A 20,874-nucleotide genomic window follows, 5' to 3' on the forward strand; every position below is an offset into this window, starting at 1 on the left:
CTACGCCGACGGGGAAGATGTCCCTCGCTGGAGAGCCTGACAGTCCCCTGACTGGAAAGTTTGGCGGTGAATGTTTATGGTAGAAGTTGTCGCTGTGACGAACTGAAGTCCTTCAGGCTCTCCCGCCCCGCAGCGGACCACCAGTACATACGTCGAAAGGACCTAATCATGGGTATCGTCAGCAGCCTCCTCACCTCCGTCACCGCACTCGTCGGCGGACTCGTCGCCGGCCTCGGCGGCGTCGTCGCGGGCCTCGGCTCCGTCCTCTAAGGTCTCTTACCTCAGAGAATCTTCCCGCTCGGACCCCCGGCTCACAGATGTGAGCCGGGGGTCCGGCGCACCAGAGACCACACAGCATCATGCTCCGGCGTAATCGTCCGCCCACCGCCATCGAGACAGCCATCCTGCGCAACGCCACCCTGGCGATCGCGCTGACCTGGCCACTCTGGCAGGCCGGAGCCCTCACCTCGCACTTCACCGTGGAGTCGTTCTTCAGCCACTGGTACCCGATGGCCACGGCCGTACTCTTCGCGCTGGCGAATGTCCTGGTCGCCGCGGCAGCCGTGATCGGACGCCGCGACCTCCTCATCCTTTCCCTGCGTCTCTCCGCCGCCTCACTCCCCGTCGCCCTGGCCCTGTTCATCATCCAGACTCTTGTCGACGGTGCGCCCGCGGCATCCGGAATGTGGTTCACGATCTTCAGCGCGCTGCCCGCGATCGCCTTCGCCCTCACGGTCCCGCTCGCGCCCGGCATCACCGGATTCTTCCTGCTGGTCGGCGGGACGACCCTGGCCGCGGCTGCCTTGGAGCACCGTTCCGATCCCCTGGGCGTGGCCACCGAGGTCGGTCTGGCATTGGTCTACTCACTGCCCCTGGTGCTCATCGTCTGCGCCACCCTGCAGCTCGCCCGGTTCATCGATGCCGCCGGCAACAAGTCACATGCAGAGAACATCGCCGCCACCAGGGCCCGCGCCAGGGCGGAGGAGACGACGAGATTCACCGCGCTGGTCCACGACAATGTCCTATCCACCCTCAGCGGGCTCTCCCAGGGCATCTTCCCCACCGAACCTGTCGGCCTGCGTCTGACCCCGGTCTTCGATGAAGCCGGGGACATGTCCACCGACCAGTTCATCGAGGCGGTGACCACCACCATCCGCCAACACACGCCCGACTGCATCATCACCGCCGACGAGAGCACCTCCCTCACGCTGCCCGGGGTCGCCGGGGCGAATATCACCATGGCCATCGCCGAGATGGCGAAGAACTCACGACAGCACGCCGGTCCGGACGTCCGCCGGTACTGCCACGTCAGCCTGAGCGACTCCGCCCTCCACCTGCGCTACACCGACGAGGGGCCAGGCTTCCTCACCGAGGACGTCCGCCCCACCGCCGCAGGCATCCGCATCTCCATCCTGGGGCGCATGGAGGCCACGGACGGCGGCAGCGCCACCGTCACCTCGTCCCCCGGCCACGGTACGACCGTGGATCTCGCCTGGAAAGACGTCCGGAGCGCAGGTTCCAGCGCGGAAAATCTCCCGCCCGGACCAGCACCCCACCGCAACATCCGCGCGTCACGGTTCAACTCGGCCGCCATGCGGAACTACGACCTCATGCACCTCAGCTACGTATTCGGCGTCCCCTACGGCGTGGCCGTGGCCGCGATCTTCCTACTGCTCAATGTCATCAACGGCCATTCGACGTCACCCGCGAACCTCGTGACCACCGTCCTCGCGGTAGCGCTTGTCGCGGTCATCGTCAGCGGACGCGCCTACCGGGTCGCGGTGTCCCGCGCCTGGGTCGTCGGCGCCGGTGTCGTCCTGCTCATGGAAGCGGGACGTTGGCAGGACCTCTCCGCAGCACCGGAATGGAGCCACGACTGGCATATCACCGCTGCCTCGCTGCTTTGCGCCCTGCTAGCACTGCGGGGACGGCCCGTCTCCGCGCTCCTCACCCTCGTCGCCGGTGCCGTGGCCATCGAGGTCATGTCGGTACTACCCGGCACACCCGACCGGAGTCTCGAAGCAGTGCAGGTCCTCCTGTCCAGCCTCTTGGTCGTGGCCTGCGCACTACTCACCCTGGGAATCCGCTACATACTCGTCCGGCTACCCGAGGCGCGACAGAAGCTCCGCGAGTCCGAGCTCCGCGTCATCGCTGCAGAGGAGGCGACCATCTACCGGCAGGATCGCCTCCAACTTCTCCGTGAGGAACTAGCACCTCTCGTCGAGGCGACGACGGGGCTCACCGCCATCGACCACGGGCTCAAGGATCTCGCACGCCTGACTGAACTCCGGATGCGGGACGCCATGCGTTCCCCGCTCCTGGACCTGCCGGACGTGCGAACCGCCGCGTGGGACGCACGGGGCCGCGGTGTCACAGTCCAACTCATAGACGATCGCTCATCCGCAGAGGCCCCCGCCGGCACCGTTGACGCCGCGACGGTGTCACCGATCGTTCCCCGCCCCATCGAGGCACTCCATGACGGCATGGTCCGACGCATCCTCGACGTCCTGTCGCAGGCCGACACCGGCACGGTCACCGTACGGCTGCTCCCCCGGGGCAGGTCTGCGTTCGCCACAATCTCGGACGATGACGGTATCCACCGGTACCACTGTGACGGATCCTTACAGCAAACTCAGGATGAAACGGTCCCCGGCCGCTGAACCACGGTATGGTACTTCCATGAGTGAAACTGTCCTGAACGTCGCCGCCATCGACGACCACGAGCTATCCCTGAGGGGGCTCTCGTCCCTCATCGACTCGGCCGACGATCTTGAGCTGGCGGGCATGTTTACTTCGGTGAGCGACCTCATCTGCGGCCTGGAGAATCCTTCGTCGCTCGACCTGGTCATCCTCGACCTGCGTCTCGCCGACGACTCGAACCCCGAGGAGAACGTCCACCGGCTGCAGTCCCTCACCCACAACATCCTCGTGCTCTCTTCCATGGAGAGCCCGTACCTGGTCCGCAGCGCACTGAAGGCGGGTGTCCTGGGCATCGTCCAGAAGTCCGAACTTCCCGAGGTGATCCTGCGTGCCGTGCGCGCCGCGGCACACGGTTACGCCGTGCCGTCAACGGAATGGGCGGCGGCGATCGACTCCGATCCGCAGATCAACGGGATCAACCTGTCCGAACGCCAACGCCAGGTGCTCGAACTGTATGCCTCCGGGGAGCCGGCCAAGCGGGTTGCCCGCATGACCGGGATCTCCCAGGAGACGGTCAACGACTACCTCGGGCGTATCCGGGTGAAGTACCAGAACGCCGGACGCCCCGCCCCGACGAAGACCGACCTCTTCCGGCGCGCGCAGGAGGACGGCTACCTGCCCGGTCCCAGCGACCCCCACCTCAGCGGGGGTTGAGTTCAGTCCAGGTTTCAGTCCAGACCGAAGTTCGGGTCGCGTCCCACGTAGGCCATCAGGCGGATGGTGGACGTCGCGTCCGCCGAGGTCTCCTGCGGCGGGCCGAACCCGCCGCGTGCCTGCAACTGCTCCCCCAGGGAGCGCAGACCGCCGAGATTGCGCTCGGCGAAGTCCTCGTCCAGCTCCACGTCCCTACCCTGCGACCGGGCGAGGTCCCAGGTGTGCATGAACACGTCCGGGATGAAGAATCCCTTCGCATTGGTCTCCAGCGACTGCCCCGGAATGGGGCCGCGGGTGACCAGCGCCTCTGCCTTAACGTCGTCCTCCAGGGTGTCCTGGACGAGTTCGGAGAACTGCTCCCACGCGCCCGCCGGATCGGAGTTCTTGTCCTCGGTGATGTTCACCGTGACGCCGACGTCCTCCAAGGCAGGGGCGAACCAGCTGATCAGGTGACCCACGATGTCGCGGGCCGTCCACTCCGCGCATGGGGTCTGTGCGTCCCAGTCATTGTCCTGAGTCTGGGCAGTGAAGCCGTCGGCGATGACGCGGAACCGTTCAACGGTGTCCTTGGGTACGGACATGGTCTTTTCCTCCTGTTCGCGGTCCGGGCCGTAGTCGCGGCCCGGTGACTGTCCCCGACAAGAATACGCGCGCGGACTCACCCCACGATCAAACCGTGGTTCCACCCCAGAACACAGGCACCCACCAATACTGCGGTGAACACTGCCATCGCCACAGTGTCGCCGAATCCGGCGGCCCGGATCCTCAACGGCCCCGGGAGTAGGTGCACCGACCCCCAACGGTCCCCGCCCACGGGCACGAACGGTGCGAACAACGGAACACCTGAGCGCGTCACCGCGTCCCCGACACAATGCACCACGCAGCCGAGGCCGACCGCAGTGGACATCACCGCCGGGGTAAGCATCTCGGGCCTGTCCCGTGCTACCAGCAAGGTCAGGCCGATAGCGATGACCACCGCCCCCACCGAACCCCACCGCTGCGCGACCGGACGCACCAACGAATGCAGCGCCAACAGAACCAGGGCGGCGAAGATGCCGATGGTCACCCTACTGTCGCCCAGGTCCACCGCACACCACGTCGCGGCCGCCAGCAGCACGGCGAACAGGAGCGTGTGGGTGAGCGTCCGGTGCCCGCCGACGCGCCTGCCCCGCGCCCCGGTAGCCTCTGCGACCATTGAGGACATGCGGTTGACGAACACCGCCACCATCTTGCTGACCGGCCCCAAGGTCCTGGCTGCGGTACCGGACGGATGATCGAGATCCGGCAGCACCGCCGCCCCGGCCGTGACGCCGGCCAGCACCACCACCGCCCCAGCGTCCGCCGGCACGCCCGTGGCCTGAGCAGTCGTGACAGCGAGCACCACACCTGCCGCTGCGCCCGACATCGCATGGGTGGGCCCCATGACCATGGTGGTCTCACCTTCCTTCCGGTGCCTGTTGCTCGTGAACCTTCCGCAATAGTTCTACAGGCCGCCACGGACATGAAATGAACAAGCGGTGGAAGCAGCTGGAAAATGGTTTGCCAAACTAACTGGTTGTGGGTTAACTTTCACCCAGGCGAGCCTTAACGTCCCCTCCAAGTACGTGGCACCCACACCACCGCATCACCCACGAACCACCCGTCAGGAGTCCCCGTGTGCGACCGGAACACACTCGGCACACTCGTCGCCGCCGCGGCCCTGACCCTGTCCGTGGCAGGTAGCGGCGCGGACCCCGAGGATGCTGCAGCCTCGTCGTAACCGCAGCACCCAACCATCCCCGCACACTGACACGAGGAGACGTCGACCATGTTCGAGTTCCTGGGAAACCTGTTCAACCAGCTCATCGATATCGCGCAGCTGATCATCAGCTACATCACCCAGGGCCTTCCGGGCGTGCCCCCAACCTGCCCGGAAATGCCGCCCGAGACATACGCCGATGCTGGCGTGACCTGCGGCGAGGAGACGTGGCCAGAGACGGACTGACAATCCGCGTCGCGCCCGACCACAGGTTACCCCCGGGGCTAGAACCTTCCTTTCCAAAATGAATGTGGATGAAGTTTAATACTCCTCGATCACGCCGATCACAGGCGCGAATCTCTACGAGGAGAACCCCCAATGAAGACCCGCACCTTTGCGGCAGCGGTTGCCACCGCAGCACTCACACTCGGACTCGTCACCGCCTGTGGCGGTGAGGCTGAATCCGTGGAAGCGACCCCGAGTACGACCACTCGCACGGTGTACCTCACTGAAACGGAAACGGAGACAGTCACCGAGACTGTAGAGGTAGAGCCCTCCCCAACTTCTACCGCCTCCAGTGAAGGCTCGGACGTCGGGCAAATGATCAACGACTACCAGGATGACCGCTCCACACCCGCCGGCATCGGCTATGTTCCCTCGGAACCAGAACCGGTCTACGCAGCCCCAGAGGTGGCGAGTACCAGCACTTACTACGAGAACTGCACTGCGGTCCGTGCCGCCGGTGCCGCGCCCATCTACCGCGGATCACCCGGGTACGACACACACCTCGACCGCGACCGCGACGGAATCGGCTGCGAGAACTGACGCAGCCCGCCCCACGCGTGGGGTGATGAGGGACCCCGGGGACGACAAACGTTCCGGGTCCTTCAGTCCTTCATCACGGGGCCGCTCTGCGAACCCGTCCCGTGGAAGGGGAACCTCTCACTACTCCTTCAGTGCCGCGTCAACGATCGGCCAGAGCGCATAGATGATCCCCGCAAGGATTCCAATTGCTCCACCGCCACTCATAGTGGAACCGTCGACGTACTCGGCCGAGCCGACGGTCACGTCCGTGCTACCGGTGATGGAGTTCGCCGACCCGCGAGGGACTCTCCCGCAGCTCCGATGACAGGTTCACACGACGGCAACGGGCCGGGCCACCAACCATGAAGGTTGATGGCCCGGCCCGTTCGAGAAATGGAGCCGCCTGCGAGAATCGAACTCGCGACCTTTTCATTACGAGTGAAACGCTCTACCGACTGAGCTAAGGCGGCGCACAGGCACCGTCGGGGACGGTGCTGCATACGACGGGTAATCCTAGCCGACAGTGCAACCCTCGACAAAAACAGCCCCGGTCGCCACCGCCATCCCAGGTCACACCTGCCGGCAGCACTCCCGCAGCCGCCCCACCATCGAGGTCAACGCGACCTCGGGCTTCACGTTGTAGGTGAGCGTCTCCCGGCATGCCGACACCGCGTCGATGCACTGCACCAGGTTTTCCGGTGCATTGCGCCGGGCCAGTTCACGTGAGACCTTCGCCTGATCGGGGTGCAGGAACCCGCCCACCGGCTCCTCCCCCTCGACCGCGCCTGCCGCGACCATCATCGCGTCGCGGTACATGCCGGCGATATCGATCAGCGCCAGGTCCAGTGAATCGCGCAGCATCCGGGTCCGACGCCACTTCTGATCTGCTTCCAGCTCCTTGATCTGCCCGGCGGTTCCCCCCTGCGCCTTGACCACACCTCGGCCTGTGGCACCGATGCCCAGTGAGCTCCGCAGATCGGCCAGTTCCTTCTCATCACGCTCGACTACCGACGCGGCGACCTCCTCCGTCGCCGAGGTCACCAGGTTCGTGACGAAGCGATATGCCTCACCCGGCTCGTAGACCAGCGCCGGCAGTTTCAGGGCACTGGCACGCTTGTCCCTCGCCTTCTCCTCCGACGCCAAGTGCCGTGCACGCCCAATGTGGCCGCCGGCGACCTCCGCCGCCCAGGACGCCTGTTCCGGCGACAGCCCCAGACGCTCATCGGCCAGCAGCACCGCCTCGACCTCTTCGCGCGAAGGTGTGGGGACGTAGAGGTGACGACACCGGGAGCGCAAGGTCACCGCGATGTCCTCCGGATCCGTGCTCGGCGCGCACAGGACGAACACGGTGCGCTCCGGCGGCTCCTCGATGCTCTTCAGAAGGGCGTTCGCGCTACTCGCGTTGAACCGGTCAGCGTCCTCGAAGACCACGATCCGCCAGGAGGCGACAGTGGGCCTCGCGGCGGCGATCGTGATGAGATCGCGTGCCTCATCCACTTGAATCACCACGCCGTCGGTGTGCACCCAGGTGATGTCCGGGTGCGAACCGGCCGCCGCCGAGCGGCACCCGGCGCAGCGCCGACACCCCGGAACGTCCGGATCCTCGCACACCAACGCCGTGGCGAAAGCCTTCGCCGCGACGGAACGTCCTGACCCCGGAGGGCCCGTGAGCAGCCACGAGTGGGTCATGGCGGAGGACTGTCCCTCGCCCCTAACCTCACGCCGCGCCGCCTCCACCGCGGCAATCAAGGGCACGGTCACGTGAGGACTGAGGACTGCGGCAGTGAACACGGACTCTGAGGGGGAAGACACGATGGCCAAGTCTAGTCCCCCGCCCGGCCACCGGACAGGAACGGATGAGACAGCTATGGGGCCGGTACTTGACCGGGACGGGGACAAGCCGGTGCCGCTCCGATAGTCTGGGACGCATGCAGAAACTGGGGCAGTACATCAAGTGGGCATGGGGCACCACCTGGCCGCTGTACGCCCTGACCGTCTTCTTGGTCAACGTGGTCGGCGCGCTCGGCGTGGCGTCCTTCCTGCGGTTCCTCGTGCCCCTCGGCGGAGCCGCAGAACTGACGACGCTGAACACCACCACCGCCACGTTGTACACCATGTACTTCATCATTGCGCTGGTGGTGGGGATCGGTGCCACGCTGTTCTTCTTCACCCCGGTGCTGCGGTGGCAGCGCAACCCGGATCCGGTCGACCCGGTGATGATCAGGCGTCTCGTGCTGCGCATTCCGGCACTCCAGGCCCTACTCGGGGCCGTGTTGTGGCTAGTCGGAGTCGTGATCTTCACCATCGTCGCCTCCCAGTTCTCCGGTAAATGGGCGCTGTCCGTCGCGGTCACCGCCCTGCTGGGTGGGGCCATGGTGGTACTGATGACGTTCATGGTCGCCGAGCGCTTGGTGCGTCCTGTCGCCGCACGAGCGCTGCGGCGCACCGGCGCACCGCAGGAACGTATCTCTCCGCTGTCCCTGCAGATCACCGGAGTCTGGATCCTCACCTCCGCCGTCCCGGTGATCGGCGTGGTCCTGATGGTTGGTGCCCAGGCGACGACCTTCTTCCCCGGCGACGCCCGCGAGATCCTCCCCGGCGTGCTGGCGCTGAGCCTCACCGCACTGTTCACTGGTTTCTCCGGAACCCGGCTGATCACCATGACCGTGGTCGACCCGATCCGCGAGCTGCAGTACGCGATGAACCGCGTGCGCCGCGGCGACTCCCACGCGCAGGTGCGCATCTACGACGCCACCGAGATCGGCGTGCTGCAGGCCGGCTTCAACGAGATGATGCAGGGGCTGCGTGAACGCGAGCAGGTCCGCACCCTGTTCGGACGCTACGTGGGCACCGAAGTGGCCCGCCGCGCCATCGAGGAGAAGCCGGAACTCGGCGGGGCGAACCGTTTCGTGGGCGTGCTGTTCGTCGACGTGATCGGCTCAACCGGCTTCGCCGTCTCCTCCTCCCCGCAGCACGTGGTCAAGGCGCTGAACAGCTTCTTCGACAAGGTCGTGGAGGTCGTGCACCGCAACAAGGGCATCATCAACAAGTTCGAGGGCGATGCCGCACTGGCCGTCTTCGGTGCCCCGATCCCGCTGGACGACATGGCCGGCCACACGCTCGCCGCCGCGCGTGAACTCAACCAGGAACTCGCCGAGCATGAGCTGGCCGCCGGTATCGGCGCCGCCGTGGGCGAGGTCGTGGCCGGGCACATCGGTGCCAGCGACCGCTTCGAGTACACCGTGATCGGCGACGCGGTGAACGCCGCCGCGCGGCTGACCGAACTGGCGAAGGACACCCCGGGCCGCGTCCTGACCAATGCGTCCACGCTGCGCAAGGCCAACGACGCCGAGCAGGAGCGCTGGACACTGATGAAGTCCGTGGAACTGCGCGGACGCAAGGAGATGACGCAGCTCGCCCGCCCGATCCGCTCCACGCTCGCCGAGCGCGGGTAGGCCCTCGGCGGATTTGTCCCTACGCCTGCCCGGTCAGCGTCAGCCAGATCAGCAGGACGTTGAGCGCGATGATCACCGCACAGATCACGATGGCGACGAGTGTCAGCGCCCGCGGGTTCGCCCAGCGTCCCATCACGGTACGTCGTGAGGTCGCGGCGACCAACGGGACCAGTGCGAAGGGGATGCCTACGCTGAGGACTACCTGGCTCATCACCAGCGCCCAGGTGGGCTCCACACCCATGCCGAGGATGACCAGGGCCGGGAGCATCGTGAGGAAGCGACGCAGCAGCAGCGGGATGCGCACCTTCAGCAGGTCACGCATCACCATGTCACCGGCGTAGCAACCCACCGAGGTCGAGGCTAGGCCCGAGGCCAGCAGCCCGACGGCGAAGAGCACGCCGATCACCGGGCCCAGGGCGTTCTCCACCGCACCGTGGGCACCCTCGATGGTGTCGGTGCCGTCCACCCCGCGCAGCGCCTGGGCAGCCAGACAGAGCATAGCGATGTTCACCGTGCCGGCCACGACCAGTGCCGTACCGACATCCCACTTGGTGGCCTTGAGGTGACGGCGCATCCCGGTGTCGCCCTGAGGTGTGAACCGGCGGTCACGGACCAACCCGGAGTGCAGATACACCGCATGCGGCATCACCGTGGCACCCAGCATGCTCGCCGCCAGGACCACCGAATGCGTGCCCTGGAAGCGCGGGACGATGCCCTCGACCATCTCCCCCACCGACAGTCCGGTGACGAATAGGCCGGAGAGGAAACCGACGGTGATGACCAGGAGGAACCCCATGATCACGAACTCGAAGCGGCGTTGCGTGGGGCCTCCCTGCAGAACGAGCATGCCGAGCGAGACCACTCCGACGATCACACCGCCGAGCACCAGCGGGGTCCCGAAGAGCAGGTTCAGGGCGATGGCACCGCCGATGACCTCGGCGACGTCTGTCGCCGCGGCGATGATCTCGGCCTGACCCCAGAACGCGAGGCGTCCCGCACGCCCGCGGCGGCGTCCTGCGGTGGTGCCGTTGTTCTCGCGGGCGTCGAACCAGTCCGCCAGAGTGGCGGACAGTGACTTCGAGGTGACCAGCCCGAGTTTCGCCGAGAGGTACTGCACGACCGCGGCCATGAGGTTGGCGACGATGAGCACCCAGAGCAGCAGGTAGCCGTACTCCGCACCGGCGGAGAGGTTCGCCGCGACGTTGCCGGGGTCGACGTAGGCAATGGCGGCGACGAAGGCCGGGCCGAGCAGGCTGGTCAGGCGGGGTTGCTTACCGCCTGCCGCCGGAGCGTCCTGCGCTACCCTGTCCTGCGTCGCCCCGTCCTGCCCGAGGTTCACCTCGGAGGCGTCAACCGACATTCTTCGCCACCCGTCGTTCAAGAGTTCAATGTATTGAACATCATGCTACGACTGGGTGAAGTTGTGGTCAAACACGGCCGGGGGCGCACGCGGAAATCCGCGCACACCCCCGGCCAAGGGAAGAAAAGGACCCGTCCGGTCAGTTCTTCTTCGCGGCGGCCTTCTTCGCCGCCGCCGACGTGCCCTTCTTCACCGTGCGCTTCGTCGTGGACTTCGCGGCCTTCTTGGTCGACTTCGCAGTCTTCTTGGTCGTCTTGCGCGTCGACTTGGCGGACTTCTTCGCCGGGGCACCGCCGTCGGCGGCTTCCTTGGCACGCCGCTCACTGAGCAGCTCATTGCCGCGGGCGTCCGTCATCGTCTCCGGCGAGTCACCACGGCGCAACGAGGCATTCGTCGTCCCGTCGGTCACGTACGGGCCGAACCGGCCGTCCTTCACCGTCATCGGCTTGCCCGAGACGTCGTTGTCGCCCAGTTCCTTCAGCGGCGGCTTCGCCGCGGCACGGCCCCGGCGCTTCGGCTCGGCGTAGATCCGCCGCGCCTCGTCCAGGGTCACCGTGAAGATCTGCTCCTCGTTCTGCAGCGAGCGCGAGTCCGAGCCCTTCTTCAGGTACGCGCCATAGCGGCCGTTCTGCGCGGTGATCATCTCACCGTCTGCCGGATCCACACCCACCTCACGCGGCAGGCTCATCAGCTTCAGCGCCTCGTCGAGGGTCACCGAGGCCGGATCCATGGACTCGAACAGCGACGCCGTCTTCGGCTTCAGCGTCTCCTGCAGGATCTCCTTGACGCGCTTGTCCTTCTTATTCGCCGCCGTCTTCGTCTCGCGGCTCAGCGGCTTCTTGCCCTCCGCGGCACGATCGGCATCTTCCTGGTCGCGCTCGGCCTCCACGGTCTTCTCCGCCTCGGCGGAGACCCGCGCCTCCTCGTCGTCCTTGACCTGCTCGGTGACGTAGGGGCCGTAACGACCCTCGCGGGCCATGATCATGCGGCCGTTGGCCGGGTTCACCCCGACCTCACGTCCGCCCTGCGGGGTGGCGAAGAGCTTCTCGGCGACCTCGCGGGTGAGCTCATCCGGGGTGATGGTCTCGGGCAGGTTCGCCCGCTGCACCTCCGGCTCAGTGCCCTCCGGTGCGCCCTCGGGAACCGGCTTCGTGCGCTCCAGGTACGGGCCGTAGCGACCCACACGCACGATGATCGGCACGCCCTCGGAGTCGTCGAACAGATGCAGGGAGTTCACCTTGCGCGCGTCGATCTGCTCGAGGTTGTCGCCCACCATCGTCTTGAGCCCGCCGAGACGCGCAACCGTCTCCGCCGTCGCCTCCGACGCCTTGTCGTCGCCGAAGTAGAAGCCGCGCAGCCAGTGCGAGCGGTTCTCCTCGCCGCGGGCGATGCGGTCGAGCTCGTCCTCCATCGAGGAGGTGAACTCGTAGTCCACCAGCGAGCCGAAGTTCTGCTCCATCAGGCCGACCACGGCGAAGGCCACCCAGCTGGGCACCAGCGCCGCACCGCGTGAGACCACGTAGCCGCGCGCCTTGATCGTGTTGATGATCGAGGCATACGTCGACGGACGCCCGATGCCGAGCTCCTCCATCGTCTTGACTAGCGAAGCCTCGGTGAACCGCGCGGGCGGGTTCGTGGAGTGGCCGTCGGCGGTGACCTTGCGCGAGTCCAGCGCATCGCCCTCGGCGAGTACCGGCAGCGCCTTCTCGGCGTTGTCGGCGACGTTGCGTCCGTCCGCCGTCTGGGTGGTCTCCACGTAGGCCTTCAGGAAGCCCGGGAAGGTGATCGTGCGGCCGTTGGCCTGGAAGTCCGTCTTCTCGCCGCTGGTGGCGGTCCCGGAGACGGTGACCTTCATCGAGGTACCGCGGGCGTCGGCCATCTGGCTGGCCACGGTGCGCTGCCAGATCAGCTCGTAGAGCTTGAACTCCTCGGTATCGAGCTGACCGGACAGGTTGCCCGGGGTGGCGAAGGTCTCGCCGGCCGGACGGATCGCCTCGTGCGCCTCCTGCGAGTTCTTCACCTTGCGGTTGTACTGGCGCGGTGCGTCCGCCACGAAGCTGGGGCCGTAGAGCTCGCGGGCCTGCTGGCGCGCGGCATCGATACCGGACTTCGACAGCGTCGTGGAGTCGGTACGCATGTAGGTGATGAGGCCGTTCTCGTAGAGACGCTGCGCGATACGCATCGTGCGCTCCGAGGTGTAGTGCAGCTTGCGGCCGGCCTCCTGCTGCAGCGTGGAGGTCATGAACGGCGGGTAGGGGCGCCGCGTGTACGGCTTCTCCTCCACCTTCGACACGGACATCGCCGCGCCGGTGAGGTTCTCCGCCAGCTGCTCGGCACCCTGCTGGTCGATGACGGTCACATTGGCCTGCGCCTTGCCGGTCTTCAGCTTGCCGTCGTCACCGAAGTCGCGGCCCTGTGCCACGCGGGCACCGTTGACCGCCACCAGGGAGGCGTCGAAGGACGTCGGGTTGGCGGAATCCCCGTCCGCCGCGCCGGTCTCCAGCGTGGCGGTCAAGTCCCAGTACTCCGCGGACACGAACGCCATGCGCTCGCGTTCGCGCTCCACGATGACCCTGGTGGCCACGGACTGCACACGCCCGGCGGACAGGCGCGGCATGACCTTGCGCCACAGCACCGGGGAAACCTCGTAGCCGTAGAGACGGTCGAGCACACGACGAGTCTCCTGGGCATCAACCAGGTCCAGGTCCAGGTCGCGAGTGTTCTCCGCGGCCTCCTTGATGGCGGCCTCGGTGATCTCGTGGAAGACCATGCGGCGCACCGGCACCTTGGGCTTAAGAACCTGCAGCAGGTGCCAGGCGATGGCCTCGCCCTCACGGTCGGGGTCTGTTGCGAGGTAGACCTCGTCGACCTGCTTGAGCTTGCTCTTGAGCTCGGACACCTTCTTCTTCTTGTCCGGGCTGACCACGTACAGGGCCTCGAAGTCGTCGTCGACGTTCACGCCGAGGCGCGCCCACGGTTCCTTCTTGTACTTGGTGGGCACGTCCGCGGCACCGCGCGGCAGGTCACGGATGTGACCGACGGAGGCGTCGACAATGTATTTGTCGCCGAGGTAGCGCTGGATCTTCTTCGCCTTTGTGGCGGACTCGACGATGACGAGTTTCTTCCCGCCGCCGCCCTCGGTCTCCTGCGCTGCCATCGGTGTTGCTCCCACCTTCGTTCTGTCGTTACCCGTGCATCTCTGTTTACCCGAATGAATCAACAGAGGGTTCGAGGTGTGACCCTACACGCTGCCGGGACAAGCGTGCGGAAACCCCGTGTCCACGGGGGGTTCAGCTCCGGCTCAGGCATCCGCGACGGTGTAGCGCGCCCGACGGTGCGCCGGACGCTCAATCTCGTCGAGCGCCGCGCGGGCGAAGGTGCCGGTCGTGACGCTGTCACCGGCCGGATGATCATCGCCCAGGACGTAGGACGCACCGGGTGCGCCGGGGCCGATCTCCGGTGCCGGGGCGAGCATCGTCCAGTCCAGTTCCTCGGGGGCGGCGCGGTAGAGGTCGAGCACCTCGGCGAAGGAGCGGGCCTCCGCCGCATAGGCCTCCGGGAAATCCGGGGTGTCGACGAGCATGGTGCCCTCGGCGGTGAGCGTGGCGCCGGCTCCGCCGACGACGAAAAGACGAGCGCCGGACGCTGCGTCCGCCTCTGCGTCCGACGCTGCGGCGACCTCGCCGATGAGCGCGGCGTGGGCGTCGACGATGGGCTGGACGGAACTGCCGTCGCGCGGGCCGGGGACGGAGAGGACGACGATGTCCGCGTCCTGCGCCTTGGCCGCGACGTCCGCAGGGTCGTTGATGTCGCCGGTGACGTAGGTGACGCCGTCGATCGGGTTGGAGGGATTGTCCTGACGGGTCACGCCGGTGACCCGGTGACCTCGGGAGAGTGCTTCGCGGGTGATGTCGCTGCCGACCATGCCGGTCGATCCGTAGATGGTGATATTAGCCATGTCCCGAAGCCTAACCTCGTCACTTCCCTTTGTAAAGTGGCTACCGAAAAGTTCCTAGTGATAGAATCCCCACCATGACCGACTCCTGGAACCCCGCCGCCCGCGACTGCCCCAGCCGCGACCTGTTCAGCACCGTGGGCGACCGCTGGAACATGCTGATCCTGCTCAGCCTCGAGCACGGTGCCCTGCGCAACGGCCAGATCCAGACCGCGGTGGACGGCATCTCGGTGCGCGTCCTCTCTCAGCGCCTCACCACCCTGGCCGCCGATGGCCTGGTCACCCGCACCGCCTATCCCGAGATCCCCCCTCGGGTCGTCTACGAACTCACCGACCTGGGGCGCTCTGCCCTGCCGGCCGTGCACGCCCTGTTCGACTGGACGGTCGGGCACATGTCGCAGGTCGTGGAGCACCGCGGCACCGCCTGAGCGCCCCCCACCCGTGCGCCCCTCCCCGCGCACAGCAACGCCGCCCGGTGCCCACGGATTTCTCCGCGGACGCCGGACGGCGCTGTGATGAATCTACCGTCTCGGAAAGGTCAGACCTTCCGGTGTGACGGTGGGTTCAGTCGATGCTCTTAGAGAGCGGTGACAGCCTGAGCCTGGGGGCCCTTGGCGCCGTCGCCGATCTCGAACTCGACCTGCTGGTTCTCCTCGAGGGTACGGAAGCCGTTGCCCTGGATCTCGGAGTAGTGGACGAAGACGTCAGCGCCACCATCGTTCGGTGCGATGAAGCCGTAGCCCTTTTCAGCGTTGAACCACTTGACGGTTCCCTGTGCCATGTTCTTTCCCTTACTTACTTCTCGGTGATCGGTGCCCCGCCAACTTTTCGCGAGGCCACCGGGCCGATGCTAGAACCACCGTGAACGTTGGTCCGTTCGCATGCAAACAACTCCCGCGAACGTTTTACCTACTGACTGCGGGTCTAACCGGTGATACAGCGAGCAAAGCGACGCACAGAAACTGTGACCGCCCACCAGTGTTCCACGTTTTCCCGCGCAGCACCATACCCACGCCACTATTTTCTCCCCCGAAACCCCCGAATCTTCCATCGCCCTCGGCAGGCGGTTATGGCGCACACCACATCGCACTTCGCTGACCTGCGCAATCATCGGCAACCGCCCGTCCGGCCGGGCGCCACGAGCCGTCCCCCTAGACTGTTCACCATGAGCGAATCCCCCGGCTCCTACGGCTCCGAACTCCTCGCAGCGGTGCGGGACACCCCCGGGAACCTCCACCAGGACCCGCTCACTCACGTACGCACCGAGTCCGCACGCCCCTCAAAACCTGCCGACTGGCCGGACTGGGTGCTGCCAGCGTTGCGCGATCATCTCATCGACCACGGCATCGCCGCCCCCTGGTCGCACCAGGTCGCCACCGCGCAGCACGCGTGGGAGGGCCGCGACGTGGTCGTGGCCACGGGCACGGCGTCCGGCAAGTCCCTGGGCTACCAGCTGCCGGTGCTCTCCCGGCTCGCTGCCGAGCCCACGGCGTCCTGCCTGTATCTGTCGCCGACCAAGGCGCTGGCGCAGGACCAGCGTGCCAGCCTGGCGCGGCTGTGTTCGCAGGTCCCGGAGTTGCGCGGGGTGATGGTGGCGTCCTATGACGGCGACACCCCCACCGAGGCCCGGCGCACCATCCGCGACGACGCACGCATCCTGGTCTCCAACCCGGACATGGTGCACGCCTCGATGCTGGGCCAGTCGCAACGCTGGTCACGGCTGCTGCGCACCCTGCGCTTCATCGTCGTCGACGAGTGCCACGTCTACCGCGGCGTCTTCGGCGCGCACGTCTCACTCGTACTGCGCCGGTTGCTGCGCCTGGCCGCCCGGGCGGGCGCCGAACCCACGATCGTGCTGGCCAGCGCGACGACGGCGGAGCCGGAGCGTCACGCCGCACGGTTGACGGGGCGCCCTACCGTCGCGGTGACCGAGGACGGCTCGCCGCAGGGCGAGCGCACCGTCGCATTGTGGGAGCCGGGCTTCCGCGAGGACGTCGTCGGCGAGCACGGGGCACCGGTGCGGCGCGCGGCGACCACGGAATCCGCCGGGATCATGGCCCGGCTCATCGCCGAGGGCGCGCGCACGCTGACCTTCGTGCGCTCGCGGCGCGGCGCCGAGATCACCGCCCTGGCCTGCGCCGAGGACCTCTCCGCGGCAGGACGCCCGGGCGACGCCGCACTCATCGCGTCCTACCGCGCCGGCTACACCCCGGAGGCCCGCCGCGAACTGGAACGACGCCTCGACGACGGCGAACTGCTCGGCCTCGCCGCGACCAGCGCCCTCGAGCTCGGCATCGACGTCGGCGGGCTGGACGCCGTGGTGTCCTGCGGGTTCCCCGGCACTGTGGCCAGTTTCCGGCAGCAGGCCGGACGCGCCGGACGCCGCGGGCAGGGCTGCCTGGTCGTGATGGTCGCCGGCGACAACCCGCTGGACACCTACCTGGTGCACCACCCGGAGGCGCTGCTGGACAAGCCGGTGGAGGCCAGCGTCTTCGACCCGTCGAACCCCTACATCCTGGCCGGTCACCTGCTGTGCGCCGCCGCCGAGGCCCCGCTGAGCGATGCGGAGATCGGTGCGTCCGGCGATTTCGGTGAGAGCGCAGGACGCGTCGTCGACGCGCTGGTCGCCGAGGGCTCGTTGCGTCGGCGTCCGCGCGGGGTGTTCTGCGACCTGGAGATCTCCGGGGAGGTCCACGGGCGGGTGAGCATCCGTGGCGGGGCGGGCGAGGAGGTGGTCATCGTCGACCAGGCCTCCGGGCAGGTGCTCGGCACCGTCGACGCCGCCCGCGCGGTCAGCGAGGTGCACGACGGCGCCGTCTACGTCCACCAGGGCGAGACCTACCTTGTCGACGGCCTGTCCCTGGCCGACTCGGTGTGCCTGGTCCACCCCGAGATCCCGGAGTGGACCACGCGGGCGGAGGAGACCGTGGACATCCGCGTGGAACGCGTGCGACGTACCCGCGAGATCGGCGGCACCGACTCCGCGCCCTCCGGGGTGTGGACCGCGGACGTGGACGTGGAGGTGTCCCACCAGGTCACCGGCTACCAGCGCCGCACCCTCGACGGCGAGGTGCTCACCACCGTGCCGTTGGACTACCCGCCCCAACGGCTGCACACCCGCGCGGTCGCCTACACCGTGGACCCGGGCGTGTTGTTCGACCTGGGCATCGAGGAACCGTTGTGGCCCGGCGCGCTGCACGCCGCCGAACATGCGGCGATCGGGCTACTGCCGCTGCTGGCCACTTGCGACCGGTGGGACATCGGCGGGGTGTCCACGGTGCTGCACGTGGACACCGGCTTCCCCACCGTCTACGTCTACGACGGTTACGAGGGCGGGGCGGGCTTCGCCGAGGCCGGGTTCGAACGCTTCGCCCGCTGGATGGCGATGACTGCGGACACCGTGGAGTCCTGTGCCTGCGAGTCCGGCTGCCCCTCGTGCGTGCAGTCGCCGAAGTGCGGCAACGGCAATGACCCGTTGTTCAAGCACGGGGCGGCGGTGCTGCTGCGCGCGCTGGCGGATGCGGCGAAAACTGCTGAATCGGCTCGCCCGGCGAACTAGTATCGGCGGCGAAAGCCTTTTTCTGATATTGCCCAGCCACTTCCAGCAAGGACGTTCCCCGTGCGCCGCTCCCCCCTGTCGACCATCTCCGCCGGTGTGCTGTGCACCGTGCTCACCGCGGCGCTGTGCGTCCCGAGCGCCGGCGCCGAGCCTACTGACACTGCTGGTGCTGCCGCACCCGACTGGTCGGGGTTGGACGTTGCGGACGGTGTGCCGCTGCCCGACGAGGCGGGCGTCGCCGTCGAGGAGGTGCCGCTCGACCCCTCACTCGGCTTGTCCTCGGCCGGCACGCAGCATCGCTTCGTCTACTCCACCGTTGACCAGCACGGGCAACCCGCCGCGTCCACCGCCGCACTGTTCCTTCCGTCCGGCGACGCACCCGAGGGCGGCTGGCCGGTGCTCGCCTGGGCGCACGGCACCGTCGGACTCGGCGACGCATGTACTCCCTCGGCCCAGCCGCGCTCCGACCGCGACGCCGGCTACCTCAACCATTGGTTGGAGCAGGGTTACGCCATAGTCGCCTCGGACTACGTGGGCATGGGCACGCCGGGGCTGATGTCCTACCTCAACGGGTCGGTCAGCGCGCTCAACGTGATCGACTCCGTCGCCGCCGCACGCACCCTGGATGTTTCCGACGCAGGTTCACTGCTGTCACCGTCGTGGGCGGTGATCGGGCAGTCCCAGGGTGGCGGGGCCGCACTGCACGTCGCCCACGCCGCCACCCGGCGCGGCGCCGAGATCGCCCCTGAGCTGGACTACCGGGGCGCGGTCGCCACCGGTGCACCGGCCTACATCGAGGAAGTGGTGCTCGCCGCCTCACCGTCCTTCCCGCCAGTCGTGCTGCCTACCGGGCTGAACGTGTACGCCGCCTACATCCTCGCCGGCTTCCGCGAGGCGCACCCGGAGATCGACCTGAACTCCGCCCTGTCCGACGAGGGCCGGCGCATCACCGACCTGGCCGAAACCGCCTGCTACGACGAGATGTCGCAGGCCATGGACGGGGCGGATCTGTCGGACGCCTTCTCCGCACCGTTGCGCTCGATCCCGGGCATGCAGGACGCACTGCGCGCCTACATGGCCACGCCCACCGACGGTTACGACAAGCCGGTGTTCGTGGGCCACGGCCTGCTGGACATCGACGTGCCCAGCCCGATCGGGGTGGCGTTGAACTCACAGCTGTGGTTGAACCAGTTCGCCGGCTCCAATGAGCAGGTCGACGTGCACTGGTACCCCGAGGACCACAGTGGGGCGATGGTCGCCTCGATGGCGGACTCCACGCCCTACCTGGCCTCCCTGTTCAGCTGAGCCTGTTCAGCTCATCTGGGTCTCCCCGGCCGACCCTGCTGCCCCGGCTGCGCTGCCGTCACCGTTGACCGAGACGAAGGCGAGGTAGTCCATCAGGCCGGGTTCGACGGCGAGCACACCCTCGCCGGCTGTATCGGCCGGGACGGTGAGCAGCACATTGCCGGTAGTGGACCCACCCGGGTAGAGGTCGGTGATCGTGTCCAGCTCGTCCGGGGTCACGGCGTAGTGCTCACCGTCGTAGGGGGTGACGGTCTCTCCGTCGACGGTCACATACTCGATCGTCGTCCACGGCATATCCCCGTCCTCGTCGTCACCGACGTAGGTGATCGTGGCGTTGACAAGGATGTACGTCGAACCGCGCGGTGCGGGATCGCTGTACTCGTTCTCCGCCCTGACCACGGCGTTGGCGTCGAGGTCCACACTGTTGATCGTGACCTCCCATTCACCGTCCGAGACGGTGGTCCCCCACGCAAGCGGCTCGGCGCGCGTGCCGCGCTCGGAGTCGGGCGTCGGCGTGCCAGTGTGTGGCAGCACGCCCTCGGAGGAGCTTTGTGCGTCGGAGATCTCGTCCATGACGTCGCTGAATACGGTGCTGATGACGAAGATGAACATGAAGACCGCCAGGAGCGCGCCTATCACCGAGACCACCAGGCCGGTGATCCCGAAACCCTGCTTCTTCCCACGCAGGCACACCGCCACGATCGACACGATGAATGCAATCGGCAGCAGCACCCACCCCAGGACCATGATCCCTGGGATACAGGCCAGGACGGTGCCGACTACCGCGAGGATGAAGCCGACCAGGCCGAGGGGGTTTGCGTCCAGCGCCGGAGCCGGCTGATACGGCGAGTACGGCTGATATGGCGAGTTTGGCGGGTACGCCGGGTTCGACGGGTACGACGGGTACGACGCAGGGGCGTACCTCAGATCCTGCGGGCCCGTGGGCTGCCAGTCCCCTGGCTGTGCCCCGTACTCGGCCCCGTATTCGGGCTCATGCTGGCGCTCATGCTCGGGCTTGTTTTGGGGCGCCTCGTCGGGGCCCGGACCGGTGGGATTATTCATGCGTCACACACATGCCGTCGTTGAGGACGACATGCTCCTTTCACAATGCGATTGTCCACTGCACACGGCTTGGAGAGGTAGCCGGACAGGGCCAACCTCTGACGTTTACAGAGTACGTCTCACACGTTCTAACCAGGTAAAACGCAACTCACCCCACCGGTCCCCCCGACGCCTCCGCTACCGAACCAGACAGCGAACCAGATACGGACACCTCTACCCTCACCCCCTGCAGTTCGCTGGCGACACCGGTTTGTCGTAGCCGCCGCCGGAAATCGCCATATA

Annotated in this window: 16 protein-coding genes and 1 tRNA gene; 8 read left to right on the top strand and 9 right to left on the bottom strand. The window is 67.2% G+C overall.

Going from position 1 to position 20,874, the window contains the following annotated elements; all coding sequences use genetic code 11:
• The first annotated feature begins 359 nt into the window (after window positions 1-359).
• Both ACT3SZ_RS01315 and ACT3SZ_RS01320 read left to right on the top strand, forming a co-directional pair.
• The gene (locus ACT3SZ_RS01315) at window positions 360-2,660 is read left to right on the top strand and encodes a hypothetical protein (protein ID WP_444616048.1); all 2,301 of its coding nucleotides are present in this window, start codon (window positions 360-362) and stop codon (window positions 2,658-2,660) included.
• A gap of 19 nt (window positions 2,661-2,679) precedes the next feature.
• On the top strand, window positions 2,680-3,354 hold the full coding sequence (locus ACT3SZ_RS01320) for a LuxR C-terminal-related transcriptional regulator (protein ID WP_444616049.1): 675 nt from the start codon (window positions 2,680-2,682) through the stop codon (window positions 3,352-3,354).
• Between the two features lie 14 nt (window positions 3,355-3,368).
• On the opposite strand, the gene ACT3SZ_RS01325 is transcribed toward ACT3SZ_RS01320, so the two are convergent.
• Window positions 3,369-3,935, bottom strand: coding sequence for a TIGR03086 family metal-binding protein (locus tag ACT3SZ_RS01325; RefSeq protein WP_444616051.1), 567 nt, complete (start codon window positions 3,933-3,935; stop codon window positions 3,369-3,371).
• Window positions 3,936-4,012: 77 nt separating this feature from the next.
• Complete coding sequence (locus tag ACT3SZ_RS01330) at window positions 4,013-4,777, bottom strand: metal-dependent hydrolase (protein WP_444616053.1); 765 nt, start codon at window positions 4,775-4,777, stop codon at window positions 4,013-4,015.
• A 384-nt stretch (window positions 4,778-5,161) separates the two neighbouring features.
• Here ACT3SZ_RS01330 and ACT3SZ_RS01335 point away from each other — a divergent pair, with 384 nt between their 5' ends.
• Complete coding sequence (locus ACT3SZ_RS01335; RefSeq protein WP_444616055.1) at window positions 5,162-5,338, top strand: hypothetical protein; 177 nt, start codon at window positions 5,162-5,164, stop codon at window positions 5,336-5,338.
• A gap of 132 nt (window positions 5,339-5,470) precedes the next feature.
• Window positions 5,471-5,917 (top strand): excalibur calcium-binding domain-containing protein, encoded by a 447-nt coding sequence (locus ACT3SZ_RS01340; protein WP_444616057.1) that lies wholly within the window; start codon window positions 5,471-5,473, stop codon window positions 5,915-5,917.
• A 373-nt stretch (window positions 5,918-6,290) separates the two neighbouring features.
• On the opposite strand, the gene ACT3SZ_RS01345 is transcribed toward ACT3SZ_RS01340, so the two are convergent.
• Window positions 6,291-6,366, bottom strand: a tRNA-Thr gene (locus ACT3SZ_RS01345).
• Window positions 6,367-6,466: 100 nt separating this feature from the next.
• Window positions 6,467-7,708 (bottom strand): DNA polymerase III subunit delta', encoded by a 1,242-nt coding sequence (locus ACT3SZ_RS01350; RefSeq protein WP_444616059.1) that lies wholly within the window; start codon window positions 7,706-7,708, stop codon window positions 6,467-6,469.
• Window positions 7,709-7,824: 116 nt separating this feature from the next.
• Between ACT3SZ_RS01350 and ACT3SZ_RS01355 the strand changes: the two genes are divergently transcribed.
• On the top strand, window positions 7,825-9,351 hold the full coding sequence (locus tag ACT3SZ_RS01355; RefSeq protein ID WP_444616060.1) for an adenylate/guanylate cyclase domain-containing protein: 1,527 nt from the start codon (window positions 7,825-7,827) through the stop codon (window positions 9,349-9,351).
• Window positions 9,352-9,370: 19 nt separating this feature from the next.
• Here ACT3SZ_RS01355 and ACT3SZ_RS01360 read toward each other — a convergent pair whose 3' ends face one another.
• The 3 genes from ACT3SZ_RS01360 to ACT3SZ_RS01370 all read right to left on the bottom strand — a co-directional run bounded on the left by ACT3SZ_RS01360 (window position 9,371) and on the right by ACT3SZ_RS01370 (window position 14,669).
• Window positions 9,371-10,711 (bottom strand): Nramp family divalent metal transporter, encoded by a 1,341-nt coding sequence (locus tag ACT3SZ_RS01360; RefSeq protein WP_444616062.1) that lies wholly within the window; start codon window positions 10,709-10,711, stop codon window positions 9,371-9,373.
• A gap of 139 nt (window positions 10,712-10,850) precedes the next feature.
• Window positions 10,851-13,868, bottom strand: a complete 3,018-nt coding sequence (gene topA, locus ACT3SZ_RS01365; protein WP_444616063.1) for a type I DNA topoisomerase — start codon at window positions 13,866-13,868, stop codon at window positions 10,851-10,853.
• A gap of 144 nt (window positions 13,869-14,012) precedes the next feature.
• Window positions 14,013-14,669 (bottom strand): NAD(P)-dependent oxidoreductase, encoded by a 657-nt coding sequence (locus ACT3SZ_RS01370; RefSeq protein WP_444616064.1) that lies wholly within the window; start codon window positions 14,667-14,669, stop codon window positions 14,013-14,015.
• Window positions 14,670-14,743: 74 nt separating this feature from the next.
• On the opposite strand from ACT3SZ_RS01370, the gene ACT3SZ_RS01375 reads away from it, so the two are divergent.
• Window positions 14,744-15,094, top strand: a complete 351-nt coding sequence (locus ACT3SZ_RS01375) for a winged helix-turn-helix transcriptional regulator (protein WP_444616066.1) — start codon at window positions 14,744-14,746, stop codon at window positions 15,092-15,094.
• A 149-nt stretch (window positions 15,095-15,243) separates the two neighbouring features.
• On the opposite strand, the gene ACT3SZ_RS01380 is transcribed toward ACT3SZ_RS01375, so the two are convergent.
• Window positions 15,244-15,447: a cold-shock protein gene (locus ACT3SZ_RS01380; protein ID WP_038546005.1), complete on the bottom strand. Its 204-nt coding sequence runs from the start codon at window positions 15,445-15,447 to the stop codon at window positions 15,244-15,246.
• 384 nt (window positions 15,448-15,831) lie between these two features.
• On the opposite strand from ACT3SZ_RS01380, the gene ACT3SZ_RS01385 reads away from it, so the two are divergent.
• Window positions 15,832-18,225 (top strand): DEAD/DEAH box helicase, encoded by a 2,394-nt coding sequence (locus ACT3SZ_RS01385; RefSeq protein WP_444616068.1) that lies wholly within the window; start codon window positions 15,832-15,834, stop codon window positions 18,223-18,225.
• Window positions 18,226-18,285: 60 nt separating this feature from the next.
• Complete coding sequence (locus tag ACT3SZ_RS01390) at window positions 18,286-19,530, top strand: lipase family protein (protein ID WP_444616070.1); 1,245 nt, start codon at window positions 18,286-18,288, stop codon at window positions 19,528-19,530.
• Window positions 19,531-19,536: 6 nt separating this feature from the next.
• Here ACT3SZ_RS01390 and ACT3SZ_RS01395 read toward each other — a convergent pair whose 3' ends face one another.
• Window positions 19,537-20,592 carry a hypothetical protein gene (locus tag ACT3SZ_RS01395; RefSeq protein ID WP_444616071.1) on the bottom strand — a complete coding sequence of 352 codons (1,056 nt, stop codon included), beginning with the start codon at window positions 20,590-20,592 and terminating at the stop codon, window positions 19,537-19,539.
• Window positions 20,593-20,874: the final 282 nt, after the last annotated feature.

This window comes from Corynebacterium sp. AOP40-9SA-29 (genome assembly GCF_052377405.1).
Classification (GTDB): domain Bacteria; phylum Actinomycetota; class Actinomycetes; order Mycobacteriales; family Mycobacteriaceae; genus Corynebacterium.

Coding starts and splice junctions, on each gene's coding strand:
- ACT3SZ_RS01315 (WP_444616048.1), top strand. CDS start 360: ATGCTCCGGCGTAATCGTCCGCCCACCGCCATCGAGACAGCCATCCTG.
- ACT3SZ_RS01320 (WP_444616049.1), top strand. CDS start 2,680: ATGAGTGAAACTGTCCTGAACGTCGCCGCCATCGACGACCACGAGCTA.
- ACT3SZ_RS01325 (WP_444616051.1), bottom strand. CDS start 3,935: ATGTCCGTACCCAAGGACACCGTTGAACGGTTCCGCGTCATCGCCGAC.
- ACT3SZ_RS01330 (WP_444616053.1), bottom strand. CDS start 4,777: ATGGGGCCCACCCATGCGATGTCGGGCGCAGCGGCAGGTGTGGTGCTC.
- ACT3SZ_RS01335 (WP_444616055.1), top strand. CDS start 5,162: ATGTTCGAGTTCCTGGGAAACCTGTTCAACCAGCTCATCGATATCGCG.
- ACT3SZ_RS01340 (WP_444616057.1), top strand. CDS start 5,471: ATGAAGACCCGCACCTTTGCGGCAGCGGTTGCCACCGCAGCACTCACA.
- ACT3SZ_RS01355 (WP_444616060.1), top strand. CDS start 7,825: ATGCAGAAACTGGGGCAGTACATCAAGTGGGCATGGGGCACCACCTGG.
- ACT3SZ_RS01360 (WP_444616062.1), bottom strand. CDS start 10,711: ATGTCGGTTGACGCCTCCGAGGTGAACCTCGGGCAGGACGGGGCGACG.
- topA (WP_444616063.1), bottom strand. CDS start 13,868: ATGGCAGCGCAGGAGACCGAGGGCGGCGGCGGGAAGAAACTCGTCATC.
- ACT3SZ_RS01370 (WP_444616064.1), bottom strand. CDS start 14,669: ATGGCTAATATCACCATCTACGGATCGACCGGCATGGTCGGCAGCGAC.
- ACT3SZ_RS01375 (WP_444616066.1), top strand. CDS start 14,744: ATGACCGACTCCTGGAACCCCGCCGCCCGCGACTGCCCCAGCCGCGAC.
- ACT3SZ_RS01380 (WP_038546005.1), bottom strand. CDS start 15,447: ATGGCACAGGGAACCGTCAAGTGGTTCAACGCTGAAAAGGGCTACGGC.
- ACT3SZ_RS01385 (WP_444616068.1), top strand. CDS start 15,832: ATGAGCGAATCCCCCGGCTCCTACGGCTCCGAACTCCTCGCAGCGGTG.
- ACT3SZ_RS01395 (WP_444616071.1), bottom strand. CDS start 20,592: ATGAATAATCCCACCGGTCCGGGCCCCGACGAGGCGCCCCAAAACAAG.